Annotated in this window: 12 protein-coding genes; 3 read left to right on the top strand and 9 right to left on the bottom strand. The window is 47.4% G+C overall.

The features are described from left to right. Positions 1 to 94: 94 nt before the first annotated feature. Positions 95 to 703 (bottom strand): pentapeptide repeat-containing protein, encoded by a 609-nt coding sequence (locus tag B9T62_RS10870; protein WP_087915277.1) that lies wholly within the window; start codon positions 701 to 703, stop codon positions 95 to 97. A 123-nt stretch (positions 704 to 826) separates the two neighbouring features. On the opposite strand from B9T62_RS10870, the gene B9T62_RS10865 reads away from it, so the two are divergent. Then, positions 827 to 1198 carry a PilZ domain-containing protein gene (locus tag B9T62_RS10865; protein WP_087915276.1) on the top strand — a complete coding sequence of 124 codons (372 nt, stop codon included), beginning with the start codon at positions 827 to 829 and terminating at the stop codon, positions 1196 to 1198. Between the two features lie 176 nt (positions 1199 to 1374). On the opposite strand, the gene B9T62_RS10860 is transcribed toward B9T62_RS10865, so the two are convergent. The 5 genes from B9T62_RS10860 to B9T62_RS10840 are packed head-to-tail and all read right to left on the bottom strand — an operon-like array spanning position 1375 to position 4887. Then, positions 1375 to 2106: a hypothetical protein gene (locus tag B9T62_RS10860; RefSeq protein WP_087915275.1), complete on the bottom strand. Its 732-nt coding sequence runs from the start codon at positions 2104 to 2106 to the stop codon at positions 1375 to 1377. After that, positions 2100 to 2825, bottom strand: a complete 726-nt coding sequence (locus tag B9T62_RS10855) for an ABC transporter ATP-binding protein (RefSeq protein WP_087915274.1) — start codon at positions 2823 to 2825, stop codon at positions 2100 to 2102. The genes B9T62_RS10860 and B9T62_RS10855 overlap by 7 nt, the downstream gene beginning before the upstream one ends. Then, the gene (locus B9T62_RS10850; protein ID WP_087915273.1) at positions 2815 to 3189 is read right to left on the bottom strand and encodes a GntR family transcriptional regulator; all 375 of its coding nucleotides are present in this window, start codon (positions 3187 to 3189) and stop codon (positions 2815 to 2817) included. Before B9T62_RS10850 ends, B9T62_RS10855 begins: the two co-directional genes overlap by 11 nt. A gap of 2 nt (positions 3190 to 3191) precedes the next feature. Next, the gene (locus B9T62_RS10845; RefSeq protein ID WP_087915272.1) at positions 3192 to 3938 is read right to left on the bottom strand and encodes an ABC transporter permease; all 747 of its coding nucleotides are present in this window, start codon (positions 3936 to 3938) and stop codon (positions 3192 to 3194) included. Then, the gene (locus tag B9T62_RS10840; protein ID WP_087915271.1) at positions 3931 to 4887 is read right to left on the bottom strand and encodes an ABC transporter ATP-binding protein; all 957 of its coding nucleotides are present in this window, start codon (positions 4885 to 4887) and stop codon (positions 3931 to 3933) included. Before B9T62_RS10840 ends, B9T62_RS10845 begins: the two co-directional genes overlap by 8 nt. Before the next feature lie 1254 nt (positions 4888 to 6141). Between B9T62_RS10840 and trpS the strand changes: the two genes are divergently transcribed. Next, positions 6142 to 7131 carry a tryptophan--tRNA ligase gene (gene trpS / locus B9T62_RS10835; RefSeq protein ID WP_087915270.1) on the top strand — a complete coding sequence of 330 codons (990 nt, stop codon included), beginning with the start codon at positions 6142 to 6144 and terminating at the stop codon, positions 7129 to 7131. 307 nt (positions 7132 to 7438) lie between these two features. Here the strand turns inward: trpS and B9T62_RS10830 are convergent, their stop codons facing one another. Beyond that, positions 7439 to 7858: an SMI1/KNR4 family protein gene (locus B9T62_RS10830; RefSeq protein WP_087915269.1), complete on the bottom strand. Its 420-nt coding sequence runs from the start codon at positions 7856 to 7858 to the stop codon at positions 7439 to 7441. Positions 7859 to 8031: 173 nt separating this feature from the next. On the opposite strand from B9T62_RS10830, the gene B9T62_RS10825 reads away from it, so the two are divergent. Then, complete coding sequence (locus tag B9T62_RS10825) at positions 8032 to 8895, top strand: sulfurtransferase (protein WP_087915268.1); 864 nt, start codon at positions 8032 to 8034, stop codon at positions 8893 to 8895. Between the two features lie 514 nt (positions 8896 to 9409). Here B9T62_RS10825 and B9T62_RS10820 read toward each other — a convergent pair. Both B9T62_RS10820 and B9T62_RS10815 read right to left on the bottom strand, forming a co-directional pair. Beyond that, positions 9410 to 10924, bottom strand: a complete 1515-nt coding sequence (locus B9T62_RS10820; protein WP_087915267.1) for a hypothetical protein — start codon at positions 10922 to 10924, stop codon at positions 9410 to 9412. An 880-nt stretch (positions 10925 to 11804) separates the two neighbouring features. Further along, positions 11805 to 14093 (bottom strand): preprotein translocase subunit SecA, encoded by a 2289-nt coding sequence (locus tag B9T62_RS10815; protein ID WP_087915266.1) that lies wholly within the window; start codon positions 14091 to 14093, stop codon positions 11805 to 11807. Between the last annotated feature and the right edge of the window lie 62 nt (positions 14094 to 14155).

Raw genomic sequence — 14155 nt, 5'->3', positions numbered from 1 at the left:
TTGCTACGGCTTACCTTTATCTATTTTATCGGATGGCAGCTCTCCGAATTGTATACAATAGCGGGTAAATAGACCGTTACACAGCGGAGTCGCTTTAATTGCCTACCTTCGCCCCCAGCGAACGCGCCAGCAGCACCGCCTGCTGAATATCCAGTCTGACCCCCTGCAGGTCCAGACTCTTCAGGTCAATGCCATCCAGCTTGGCCTCCCGCAGGTCCGCCCCCTTCAGCTTGCACTGGCTCAGTTGAACGTTGCTTAAGTCGGCGGACCGCAAATCGCTCTTCTGCAGGTTGCAGCCCATTAGGTCCGCTTCCGCAAAGCGAATATGGCGCAGGTCCTGGCGGCTGAGATTGGTGTGGCGCAGATTCGTATAGGACCAATCGCCCCCGGCAAGGGTAATGCCGGCCAGCGAGGCGTTGGAGAAATCGGAGCCGACCATCTTGCAATTCTCGAACTTGGATACAAATAGATTGGCACCGGTAAATTTACAGTTGGTGAAGGCGGATTCCTTATGATACGAGGCATTCAACAGAGCACCGCTAAAGTCGCAATCCACGAACCGGCAGCCGGTCGAGGTCATCTCCTCCAACAAGGCTCCCTGGAAGGTACACTGCTCAAAGAGACAATTGCTCAATTCGCCGTCCTGCAGGTTGGCTTGATCGAAATTATGATTGCGGAACGTTTCATTATGATATTGATACATCTGCGGATTCTCCTTACTTCAAGCGATTATGATTCTATTTCAACAAATATAGCACTTTAGTAGATTGTCCTCCTCTGCCCATTTCGTTATAATAGCAGTTAAATAAGTAGGCGGAGGTTAAATATGGACAGCTCCAGCAGAAAAGAACCTTTCCGGTATGTAATGAACCAACCGATAGACTGCTGGCTGGAGATCCCCGAAGGGCCGGGTTCCGGCAAGCTCACCGAGGCTGTACTGTTAGATCTCAGCCACTCCGGCTGTAAGGTGCGCACCTCGCTGAACCTCCGGTTCACGGCAGGGGACACGAAGCTGATTATTCACTTTCATTTGAATGAAGTGAAGCTTCAATTCGAAGGCAGTGTCCGTTGGGGCTGGATGTTTGGCCTGGGCCAATACCAGTATGGGATCAGACTTGATCTAACGGAAGACGAGGAAGAGCTGCTGCTGCGCGAACTGGATCTCTGGTCATCCGGCCGCAGCGCTGACAGTATCTAATCTAGGTTCTAGAGCTATAACAGACGGCGGTCTCCTTTGCGGGAGATCGTCTTTTTGTGACACAAGGATCAAACCAAACGACAGAGCAAAAAAGCAAAGTCCTAAAGACTCTGCTTTCGATTATATCATTACATCACATGCCATGATAAGTGACAATATTATTGCTGTTGTGCTGCCTATGACTCTACTCTACTGCGGATCAGTCTGGCCATGCCGGCAAGCAGCAGCAACACCAGGACTACCTCAAACACAATCAGCCCCAAATTGGAGTCTGGCATTTGAAACAGGTTTCCACCAGCAGCGCTCTCATCTCCAATTACATTGATTTCCAGGGAATACCTTAGTTCGGTCTTTTCTACTCCAAACAACTGGCGCTCCACAAACACAACCAGATACTGCAGAACAAAATAGGTGAATATCCCGATCCTCCAATATCCTTTATACCGGAAGCTGCGTGCCAATGTAAAAGAAAACATAAACATGACCAATAAGGAAGTGGTTGACCAGAAGGACTCTGCAATCACTCTGAAACCGAAGGTCCCGGTATTTACCGGAAGCTCGATATTCGAACCGGTTATGTGCAGGATACCGAGCTGAACAAGGCCAAGGCTCAACAACACAATTAGCAGACCCCAGTAGAAAATAATAGGCGATAGTAGAGTATGAAGCGTACTGACCGGCAGCAGACGCCGCTGATAAGAGACCAGATTCTGGACATATGTGTGCATAGCATACCCAAGCCCCAGCAGAGCAGCTATTAAATACACCATCGTGTTGAGCATAGGCTTGTGCGGGCTGTCCACAAACGTGGTGATTGTGATCGCCACCTGCAGCAGGATTACAATAGCCAGAACGGCTGCCAGCTGATCGCGTCTCCTCCGGAAATCATATTTCACCAGCTTCAGCATTCGGCATACACCTCTCTGAACATTTCATCTACACTTTTGCCGTGATGCAGACGCAGTTCTTCCACTGCGCTATTCATCACAACCTCACCTTCTTTAATAAAGATCACATCATCAAAAATCCGCTCAATATCCGTAATCAAATGCGTCGAAAGCAGAATGGTGCTGTCCTCCTCATAGAATTCCACCAGAGCATTCAGAATACGGGTCCGTGCTACCGGGTCCACCCCGCCAATCGGTTCATCGAGCAGATAGAGGCTCGCTCTGCGGGACAAAGCAAGGGTTAGCTGCAGCCGCTCATTCATTCCTTTGGACAAGCTGCGAATCCCGTCCTGCGGCCTCAGCTTCATAAATTCCAGCATCTTTGCCGCTTTCGCCTGGTCGAAATCTGCGTAGAAATCCTGCTGGAATTTCAGCGCATCCGACACTTTCATCCAGGACTCCGTCACTGGGCGGTCAGGCATGAAGGAAACCATTGACCGGCTGTGCTGTCCCACCGTCACTCCATTCACAGAGACGATGCCGGCAGAAGGATGGACCAGTCCCGCTATAATCTTCAGAAGGGTGCTCTTGCCGCTGCCGTTGCTGCCAAGCAGTCCGGTGATTTTACCGGGAAGCAGTTCGAATGAGACTCCGCGCAGCGCTTGTTTGGAGCTGAATTTTTTGCTGACCTGCTGTACTTGAAGAATATGCTCCACCTTGTCGTCCCTCCTATTTATCATCCTGACTCCTGATATTCTCGGCTACTGCCTCCAGAATGTCCGGTCCCTCGAAACCCAGCTCCCTCATTCCGCGGATGAACCGCTCCAGAACGTCCTTGGCCATTTCCTTCTTAATCGTCATAATCGTCTCCTTGTTGCTTGTAACATATCGGCCCATCCCGCGCCGGGTCTCCACGATTTCCTCACGCTCCAGTTCCTGAAAAGTCCGTTGTACCGTATTCGGATTAATCTGCAATTCACTGGCCAGCTCCCGTACCGAAAGAATTTTGTCTCCCGGCTGCAGCTTGCCTGTGACGATTTCGCCTTTGATGTAATTCATGATCTGGATGTAGATCGGCAGGTTATTATCGAATTCGATGGTCATGTTCAGGCAACATCCCTTCGTCTGAAGACGGAGAAGCCGATAAGCAGAAAGAGCAGCAGGTACGCAGTAAGCATGATCACAGAGAACGTATAGGTCATTCCAGGCATCGGTGCTGCCCCATTCTCATATGCGCCCAGATCCAGATTGGGAAACAGAAAGTATTTGTAGAACGCCTTGGAGATGATAATTCTGTCAATGGTCGTGGCGAACAAAGCGATGCCAATCGTAGCTCCGGTGGACTTCGTCAGAATTCCTACCATGAATCCTAAAGTCATGTAGACGACGGTATAGACATAGAGGTACAGAGAAGACAGCAAAATATCACTGAATGTGGTATCGCCTCCGCTGACTCCAAACCAGACCGTACCGGCAACCAGCGCGCTTCCCAGAGTAAACGCTACAAGCGTCAGACCATAGATCAGCACCGCTGCATATTTGGATGCCAGAATCTCGCTGCGGCTGCGGGCACGGATCAGCAGAAATTTAATTGTTCCCTGACTATGCTCCTTGGAGACCACACCGGCAGTCCCGATAATCGCCAGGATGGCGACAATCTGCCCCAAACCTTCTCTGGCGATTATCGATGCGGTGAAGTCTGTTACAGAATCGGCAACTTCCGGGTTATACGTTCTCATAACGTAGCCAACCACCATAGTCACCACAAACATCAGCACAAAGGGTACGGCAAACGTGGTTTTTTTGAACAATTTAATCCATTCGTTGGTAATCAGCCGTGAAAAGTTACGCAATGCGGTTCCCTCCTGTCCATTTCAAGAAATCATCCTCAAGACTCTGCTTCTGCTCCGTAATCCGGTAGAGTCCAACCTTCGCTTCACTGAAGGCCGCTACCAATGCTGGAACTTCCTTGTCTTGCAGGGTCACCGTCAACTCAGAACGGGCAGCATCAGTGCCGGTAAGCTGGGCCGTCTTGCTGGCTTCCACAATTCTCACAGCCGCTTCAGTCGAATCGACCCGCATCGTCAGCACAACCCGCGCCTCTGCTTCCGCCACTTCACTTATCGAGGTTACCGTCACCAGCTTGCCGTTCTGGATCACAACAGCCCGGTGGCAGATCTGCTCAATCTCACTCAGCATATGGCTGGAGATCAGAATCGAGATCCCTTCGACCTCAGCAATTGTCCGCATATATTCGCGCATCTCGCGAATGCCTGCGGGGTCAAGTCCATTCGTCGGTTCATCGAGAATCAGCAGTCCCGGCCGCTGCAGCAGCGCCTGGGCAATCCCGAGCCGCTGGCGCATGCCAAGTGAATAGGCCTTCACCTTCTTGTTCAAGGCTTCCTGCAGTCCTACCAGTCGGACCACCTCATCAATCCGCCCCGGCTCCACCTGGTCAATCATCCGCTGGTACTGCTTCAGATTATCCAGCCCGGTCATATACGGATAGAACTCCGGGTTCTCGATAATGGCACCAATATGGGCAACCGCCTGCTTGAAATCCTTGCGAATGCTATGCCCCTGGACCAGCACATCCCCTTCACTGATACGGATCAGGCCTGTCATCATGCGGATCGTTGTGGTTTTGCCCGCACCATTGGGACCGAGCAGCCCTACGATCTCTCCCTTACCTATTTCAAAAGATAACTTGTCAACGATCGTCTTCCCTTTAATCACTTTGCTGACGCCATTCATTTGCAGCACAATCTGGCGTTTGCCATCGGTTGCCTGATTCGAATTCATCTGTATCCTCCCTGTTCATCAAAGATCATGTTTATTCATCGTGTCAGTGTAATAGTTAAATAGTACACCGACACTTCGAGTTTGTAAAGTACCTGACTGTAAAAATTTCTCTGCATAAACGTGTCCAATCTAACTAGCAGGCCGTCATAGGATAGATAGCAAAAGGATATGCTTTCGAAGCGAGTTTTGCACGAAGCTGAATCGGAACAGTAACGCTCACAAAACTAAGCGAATGCTTTCGAAGCAAGTTTTACCGAAGCAAAGTTCAGGGGCCGCAGCATCCTTGATCTGGATGACTATATCAACGGCAATGACGTGGAATCTATCATCTCCACCAATCAGCAGTTGACGCTGCAGCAGATCCGTAACATCCGCGACAGCGGGAATCTACCGTCCGCCTATCGTCTAATCTGATCCGAATGCAGTTAATTCAGTAGCGAAAGAGCTCCTTGCCCGAGAACTAAGAATGTTGCCATGGAGCGTTCCGAGTAAATAGATGCGAAAGTGCAACTAATTTCGGCTGGAATGTGAGACAGCAGTCGATTAAGTGCGATTCTGCAACTAATTTCGAGTAAATCAGGCCTATTTGGCTCACACGCTCGAATTAGATGCATATTTGCACTTATTTGCTTCTAAAACGAAAAAACCAGCAAATTAGATGCGCTTTTGCAACTAAATTAATTGGTTAGGTTGTTCGGCGCTCTAATCATGAATCAGCACGGAGAGAAGTTGCCGCTGTTCTCAGCATACGTTATTTATTGTATTGACAAAATCCTCCTGCGAGCGTACCATGCAAAGTATATTTGAACAGCTGAGACAAAGAGTAAGTAGGCTGACGTATGGATCTCCCAGAGAGCCGGTGGTTGCTGCGAACCGGTGGTTGATCGTCAGAGCGAATGGACTTTGGAGCTGCTTCTCCGAACCACCCGGACGGGTGCAGTAGGGGAATGCCGGGTATCCCGCCGTTATCAGGGGAGCGGTATCGAGATTCTGCGGAATGCTCCGTACCGGCTAATCGAATCGGAATGCCCTGCCCTGCAGAGGCGGCACGATTATTTAAGGTGGCACATACGACAACTTCGTCCTTATCGGGACGGAGTTTTTTTGTGATCAGTTAGGGGGTGATGGTCATGGTGGATGACTGGCGATGGCGACCGATAGTGGTTGTAACCAAAGCGTATGCTTCCGAAGCGAGTTTTGTACGAAGCTGCTCTGGGATGTCTATGCTATACAAAACTTTGAGGAGGCTCAATCATGAAAGAAAGACTATTAACCGGGGACCGCGTCACTGGAAAATTACACCTTGGCCATTACATCGGCAGTTTGAAGAACCGGGTGACCCTGCAGGATCAATATGACAGCTTTGTGTTTCTCGCCGATATTCAGGCGCTCACCACCCATTTCGAACAGCCGGACCTGATCCGCAGTCATGCCCATGAGATTATGCTGGATTATCTCGCGGCGGGGATCAACCCGGAACACACCACACTATACATTCAGTCGATGATCCCGGAGATTGCGGAGTTGACCATCCTCTTCTCCATGTTCGTCACCGTGAACAGTCTACGGCATAATCCCACCGTGAAGGCGGAATCGAAATCCGGCAGCCTGGACGAGATGTATTATGGCTTCCTCGGCTATCCTGTCAGCCAGGCGGCGGATATCACCATCTGCAAGGCGACCCTCATTCCGGTTGGCGAGGACCAACTGCCCCACCTTGAGCTGACGCGGCGGATTGTGCGCAGATTCAATGAGCTCTACCGGCCGATTTTTACGGAACCGCAAGCGCTGCTCGGGGAATCCCCGCGGCTGATTGGCACGGACGGCGAAGCGAAGATGAGCAAAAGCCTCGGCAATGCCATCCATCTGGATTCCTCTACCGAAGAGATCCGGCAGCGCATCAAACGGGCCAAAACCGATCCGGCACGCATCCACGCCCATGATCCCGGGCACCCGGATATCTGTCCTATCTACTCCTATCACTTGGCGTTCGCAAGTGTTGCTGCTGCTGCGGAGATCCGTGAGGGCTGCCAGAACGGCACCATGGGCTGTGTTGCCTGCAAAGGACAGATCACGAATGTGCTGGAGCAGCTGATCTCGCCCATGCGGGAGCAGCGTGCCTTGTATGCGGCCAAACCGAAGCTGATCCATGATATCCTGATGAGCGGAACGGAACGTGTACGGGGAATCGCCCAAGAAACGATGAAAGAGGTCCGGGATGCGATGTCACTTAACTATTTTTAGCGGATGACGGTAGGCAACACTAGAGGTCAAGTGGAAACGGCTTCGCCGTCCTTTTAAAAGGACGGCGACGTTTCAGCGAGAAATAGAAAGATAATTTATGGCGTGAAACATATAAATTCTTATATTTGAACAAAAAAGCAGATGCCCCCGGCCCAAAAGCTGCGGAGCACCTGCTCTTATGTGTTACCAGCTCTACGCTATCCCGATTCTGGCATCATACGTTGACGGAGGGTTGCTCTTCGTAGCCATCAGGTCAATGTAAGCCGCGATATCCTTGTGGATGGACGGCTTGAAGGTTCTGCTCCGCTCAACTAACTACCTCCTGTATCGCTGGATTGTGGATGCAGCCAAGCTGCGCTATAGTTCTCCCCGCTCTGAACACAACTCGTTGAATGAACCCGCGATTCATTTCTCTTAAATCCACAGTGCCAAAAAACTGGAAATACCGCTCGCCATTCTGAAACTCTCCACCATTCGCAAAGCTTAAGAAATTCAGGTAGCTCTGCGGGAAATCTCGCTGCGGGAACAACCATGTTGAGGGCTCCAGCGGCTTATACTGACTGTAAAAAGGCGAGGTCTGGGGGAACGGATTCCGCTGGCTGTCCCTGATCTCTTGCATTTCCTGTTCGGTTAATTGACCATTCCAGGTCTTGACGAAGCTGGCAATTTCATCCGATGTGGCCCCCGGCAATCGGGAAAACTCCTGTTCAAAGGTACTGCTCCACATCTTAGTCCCTCCTAAATCTCTTCTATATAAAAGCTGCTAAAACGCGTGTTCTCTCATCCATTCGTATACACTATTATACCTTATTCCCAACATGAAGTATCTTTTGACTGCGGCGGCCCCATTTTTCCGCTATAATATATTTCACATTGATATGAGCAAAGGATGGGATAATTATGGAGGCTACCGTTACGAAACGCTGGCTGCTGGCAAGGCTCTATGAGCCGGAGCAGACGATTGTGGACTGCCGTTTCACGCTGGGTAAACCTGAAGCTGGCCGGGAGAGTTATGAACAGGAGCATATTCCGGGGGCAGTCTATCTCGATTTGGAGCTGGACCTGTCCAGCCCTGTTGAGGAACATGGTGGACGCCATCCATTGCCTGATCCACAACTGCTGGCTGCTCGTCTATCGAAACTAGGCATCGGAAACGATTCTCGCATTGTCGCCTATGACGATGAGAGCGGAATGAACGCTGCGCGGTTGTGGTGGCTGCTGCACTATTTAGGGCATGAACAAGTCTACATCCTCGAAGGCGGCTTTAGCACCTGGAAGGCAGAGAAATTCCCTGTCACGGATCATCAGCCGGTACGGGTACCAAGTTCGTTCCAGGCAAGCGTACAGCCACAGATGCTGGTTGACGTGGACAAGGTACGCCAGGTGTCTGCTAATATGGAGCCTTCGGCTTCTGCGGTCGGCCTCTCTGCGGTCCTGATCGATTCCCGTGCCCACGAACGCTTCCTGGGTCTGGAAGAAACCTTGGACAAGAAAGCCGGACATATCCCTGGTGCGTTCAACTTCTTCTGGAAAGAAACGCAGAATGAAGATGGAAGCTACAAAAGTGCCGAGGAATTGCAGGAGCATTTCTCCGAGCTGGACAAGGACGCTGAGATCATCGTCTACTGCGGCTCCGGTGTGACCGCCTGCCCGAATGTGCTGGCGCTGGAGAAGGCCGGGTACAGGAATGTGCGGCTGTATGCGGGAAGCTGGAGCGACTGGATTTCGTATGAGGGAAATGCAATTGCGGTTAGGGAAGAGTAAGGCATATCAGTATGCTTATTGTTAAATAAATCGCCAAATGGCTTACGCGCTTGGCGATTTATTTTTTATGCTTGGAAATCAACACGGGGTCAACAATTGGCTTCAAAAATGTTTACATCTTCACCCCACAGAATGTATCCTCATACTTTTTGGTGTATAACATGTTTAATATTCTTCGAGCAAAGATATGCTTAGAATCAACAAATGAAGAATATTTGGGATAAATCAACGAATAATCAACATTTAAAGTTGAACATTAATTAATCACACGGAACGAAGTTATATCTAATTTGTGGTGTAATCTTCGGACAGGGGGTCAACTCCCCTCGCCTCCACCATTTAGACCCACTACCGCATAAGGTAGTGGATCTTGCTTTTAGGTCTTCTAAGCACTTCACATTTTGATAATGGATTGAGTTAAATCAGACTAGAGCATTTGTGGTGATATTATATATAGTATCAAATCAATAGTCTTTGGTTTGTTTCAGAAAGATATTTACATAAATAGGGGGTTTCAATTGTTTAACTCACTAAATATCCCCTTGATTAGAACGACACAAAGGTCGTCATTCATAATTTCTTTATGAGATATATAATTTTTGTCTTCGTCACATATGTGCAACTCAATTCTATTGAATTTATTTTGTGCTTTCTTATAAAGAAAATTCAATAATTTTTCACTTATTTGTATCGAACATTCTATTTCTTCGTTTTGAAATTGTAGAGAGAGAATAACACTCATTTTATCATTTGATAATTTCATTCCATAACTTACATGAGTAGCTTCTCTTATTTGTAAAGCAACTTTCTTCGAGCAACTTCCATGTATAGATAAAACTTCAAAGTGATTGTCGGGCTTCTCTAAATATATTCCAGGACTTATTTCTTCACCCACGGCATGTTTCTTGTCTTGATGGTAATAATCATTAAAAATACTGACAATAATATCAAAAACTAACCCAAAAGATTGAACAGAGATCGTATCAAAAGGCCTGATTCCGTCTAATATATAAGTTGCAAATCGATTTTTTGATAATGCTATATTTTCCTTGTTTTCATTACTAAAAATATCCTCTTTGTAAATTATTTTATCGTTTATCTTGAAAACTCTATTATCTATAATATGATTGATTTCCATCTTGTCGTTAACAAGCGGCGTGTAAACATCTTCGAGAATAGAATGCTTACCCGTCGTGAAATCAAATTCATTAGCTAAATATAATCTTCTTTGGTCCAGATCTTCTGTTTTTATCTCACTATCTTGATAGAAATTTTCTATGCTTATTAATGGTGTTGCTTCCCTATGTTTTGGTATAGGGAGGACTAGTGAGTATACATTATTTCCATGGCAAATATAATCGCGGCCTCGATGTTCATTATTAATTTTTTTGTCATCAGAATCAAAAATGAATATTTTCAGTTTTTCGTTTTCAAATAATGACTGGTAAGAACATATGCGTTTTAAAACATCGTTTCCCATTTGAACCTCATTTTCATATTCGAAGAAGTCAATGTCTAGTTGCTTAAATTCCCCTTCCGCTTTTAGCTTGAATAGAGCGTTTTTCAAGTGTTTCCAGTCTGTTTTACCTTCTGTTATTATTAAGTGATTTTTAGAATCCTCAATTTCATGTAGTCTTCTATCCATATTAGGTAAATACATTTTTATATAAATCTCAATGAATATATCTTTTTCTTTATATATCAGTTTGACCTCATCTAATTCAATGGAGCATTCTGTTTGTACTAAATTAGTTTTACTTAGAAATAATCTATCTGAATCTTCAAACCCATAAATACGAATAGTACTAGCATCAAAATAAATATCTTTAACTTTAAATTTTGAATAAATACCAGATTGGGAGGAGTCATCGTTATACTTGCTATAAATATTAGATATGAATTTTACGTAAATCCATTTATCTTTAAATGACTTAATAATTTCTTCTGCTCTTTCTAGAGGTATCTTATACAATCTTATATCTTCGGCTAATGAATTGTATTCCTGCTTATTTTTTTTGAAAAAACTCATAATAAGGACTCCTTAACTAGCTTTATATTTGACATTTCCGGATAACACAATAATCAGTAATAATTAAAATGTATATCCATGTAATGGTAATGATGATATTATATATACACTTAGCGGTAAAGGGAAGATTTTATCCCATATCATTTGTACAAAACACTTACCTCGACTAAATTTGCTTTTCACCCCTCTATACAGGTACTAATAATTGGTTGTAGATATAGTGATTGCATCATACGACGCCGAATTGTGGATTTAGCAGACCGCGGCTCGCAGCGCGTAACCTCTTTCCACGAAACCAGGGCACTATTGTTGAAAGCCCTGATTTTTTTCGCTCTATAGATGATATGGTGAACCGTACCACAATTACAGCAATAATTGAATTAAGCTTATCTGGAAGCTGGAGCGACTGAATTAGCTGGGCTGACAATCCCATCGCTGTCGGAGACGAAGAAAAACCAAACGACGCATAGCAGTATGCAGGATTTGAATACATCGCCATATGGTGATTGTGCCCTGGGCGATGTATTTTTTTATGCTCGAAGTCAACAGGGAATATGAACACAAAGAAGGCCGAATTGCTATATGGAATTGATAAAGCCAGATCAACAACTCAGCAGCCAAAAGTACTCATTCAATATGGAGTCAACAAAATGGTGATTTAAGGTGATCGCGGCAGAAGTCAACCGTTCGCGTGTTGCTGTTGCCGTGGGCATATGAATTGCTCCTCTCAAAATGGATGCAAAAAAGCCGCCAAAGCTTTAGCGGCGAGATCGGTTTACTATTCTGATTTAATATTAAGAAATCCAAGCGGACAAGGTGGCAAATAAATAGCTTCGTTAAGATGGGCGACAACGATCATCCTTGAAAAAGCTATGCTGCATCAATATTTTGACAGCTTGTATACCGGCCACAATACCAGTCTAAAAATCTTGCGAACATAATAAGCCGTTACGGTTGTTCCGGTCCATGAGCTGCGCTTATTATGGATGTATTGATCGCTGATAATATAAGTCCGAGTGGAAGCAGGGCTCTTCAGACCGAACTTTTCCCACTCTGCCGGGTCATTCGAACCTCCGAGCCTTTCAAGCATATTTTCCGACGCACTATTTATTTTAGAAGGAATTTGCTCGTAGGCTTCGGTGATTTGCGCATGAAATTCGTCAATCGGATTGCGGCTGGCAAGGCTCTCCAAGTGAATGCCTTCGCGAAGGTAAGAAACGTATGCAAGGTGTTCAGCCCAGAACTCGTCGATATAAAAAAGCCGTACCCGCTGCTCCGAAGGACTCATCGGCTGCTCGCCTTTCAAAATTCGGAGGCGCTCCGCGTATAGAAGCCGCCTCTGATCCTCCACCATATCCGAATAACAGTTCAGTTCCTGGTGGATATCGAAGTTTTGGCCCATAACAATTCGTTGAATACGCGTGATTTTGCTGCGGAGCCCCGGCTCTTCTAGAGCTTCATCCTGCCTGGGAGCACGAATCGCTTTATGGATGCCGAACCGAAGCAGCAACTCGTCCTCCAAGCTTACATAAAAAACGGAAGCTCCCGGGTCGCCTTGGCGGCCGGAACGCCCGCGCAACTGGTCATCGATCCGCACGCTTTCGTTCACATGGGTGCCAATTACGTATAACCCGCCCAGCTTGGCGACTACCTCTGCTTGCGCGGGGTCGCCGCCGCCGAGCCGGATGTCAACGCCGCGTCCCGCCATATTTGTAGACACCGTTACTGCGCCAGCTTCTCCCGCTTTGGCGATGATGTCGGCTTCTTCCGCGTCATTTTTCGCATTCAGAACATGGCAAGGTACGCCGGTAACTGCTAACGCCTCTGCCAGCATGACAGACTCCTCGACGCTTGACGTACCAATGAGAATTGGACGTCCCGTCCTATGGGCGGATGAGATTTCTTGTACGAGTGCCTTAAGTTTGGCTTCTTTATGGGTATAAATCCGGTGCAGATGGTCGATCCGGATGTTTGGCCGGTTCGGCGGGATTTGCACGACCTGCAGCGCATAAATATCTTCGAAGTCTATCGCGGAAGCATGCGCGGTAGCCGTCATTCCGCAAATCTGCGGATACAGGCTGATGAAGTGTTGAATGGTGATCGTCCCAAGAATTTTCCCGCCGGCTATGGAATACAGCCCTTCTTTGGCCGTAAGCGCGGCTTGCAGCCCGTCCGGCAAATACCGGTTCTCGGCCACGCGGCCGGTATATTCTTCGATCAGCTCAATTTTGCCGTCCCGGACGATGTAATCGACGTCTTTCTTTAATAACGATTCCGCATGCAGCGCGCAATTTAATGACGTCAGCAAGTGACTGTTATGGCTATCGTACAAATTGCCGCATCCTAGCAGCGACTCCGCTTTCGCAGCGCCTGCTTCATTTAAGTAAACGTTCCGCTGAAACTCGTCGAAGTCGTAATGCTCTGCTTGCTTGAGCTGCCGAGCCACTTCAGCGAAACGAAAGCCGTCGGTCCCGAAAGAGGCCGAATCGCCGCTGATGACTAGCGGCACCCGCGCTTCGTCGAGAAGCAGTGAATCCGCTTCGTCAACAATGACGTAGTGGAAAGGACGATGTACGGTATCGGCTTTGCCCAGTGCGATCGTGTCGCGCAAATAATCGAATCCCGCTTCTTTAGCCGTAACATAGGTTATATCCGCGGCGTATGCTTCCCGTTTCTCGAACAGGCTCATGCCCGCTTGAACCGAGTTTACCGTTAACCCGAGGAAACGATAGATCGGGCCCATCCACTCCGCATCCCGCTTGGCCAAATAATCGTTAAAAGTCAGCACATGAACGCCTTTGCCGGTCAGAGCATTTAGATATGCAGGCATAACAGCAGAGAGTGTTTTTCCTTCACCGGTATGCTGCTCGATCAGAAATCTCTCATGTAGAGCAATGGCAGCCATAATCTGGACTTCGTAAGGCTGTAATCCGAGCTTTCTTTTCGCTGCCTCGCAGACTAACGCATAAGCATCGACAAGCAGCTCATCTAAAGGCGTGCCCGATTTTGCTTCTTTTTGCAACCGGAGGGATTCCGCTTGAAGCTGCCCATCGTCCCATGCATGCAAATTCCGGTTCCTAATGAGCTCCGCTTTGTCCCGATAGACCTTCAGCTTATTCTGGTTATCGAGGTCTTTGAATTTTCGCATCAACTTGACGGCTATATTCATCGGAATTTGATTCCTCCTCGGTAGAAATACGCGATTCTATAGTGGCTAAAGTATAATCAAAC

It is taken from the genome of Paenibacillus donghaensis, assembly GCF_002192415.1.
Classification (GTDB): domain Bacteria; phylum Bacillota; class Bacilli; order Paenibacillales; family Paenibacillaceae; genus Paenibacillus_AQ; species Paenibacillus_AQ donghaensis.
Note: the sequence above shows the minus strand (reverse complement) of the source record. Positions and strands in the feature narration are given on the sequence as shown.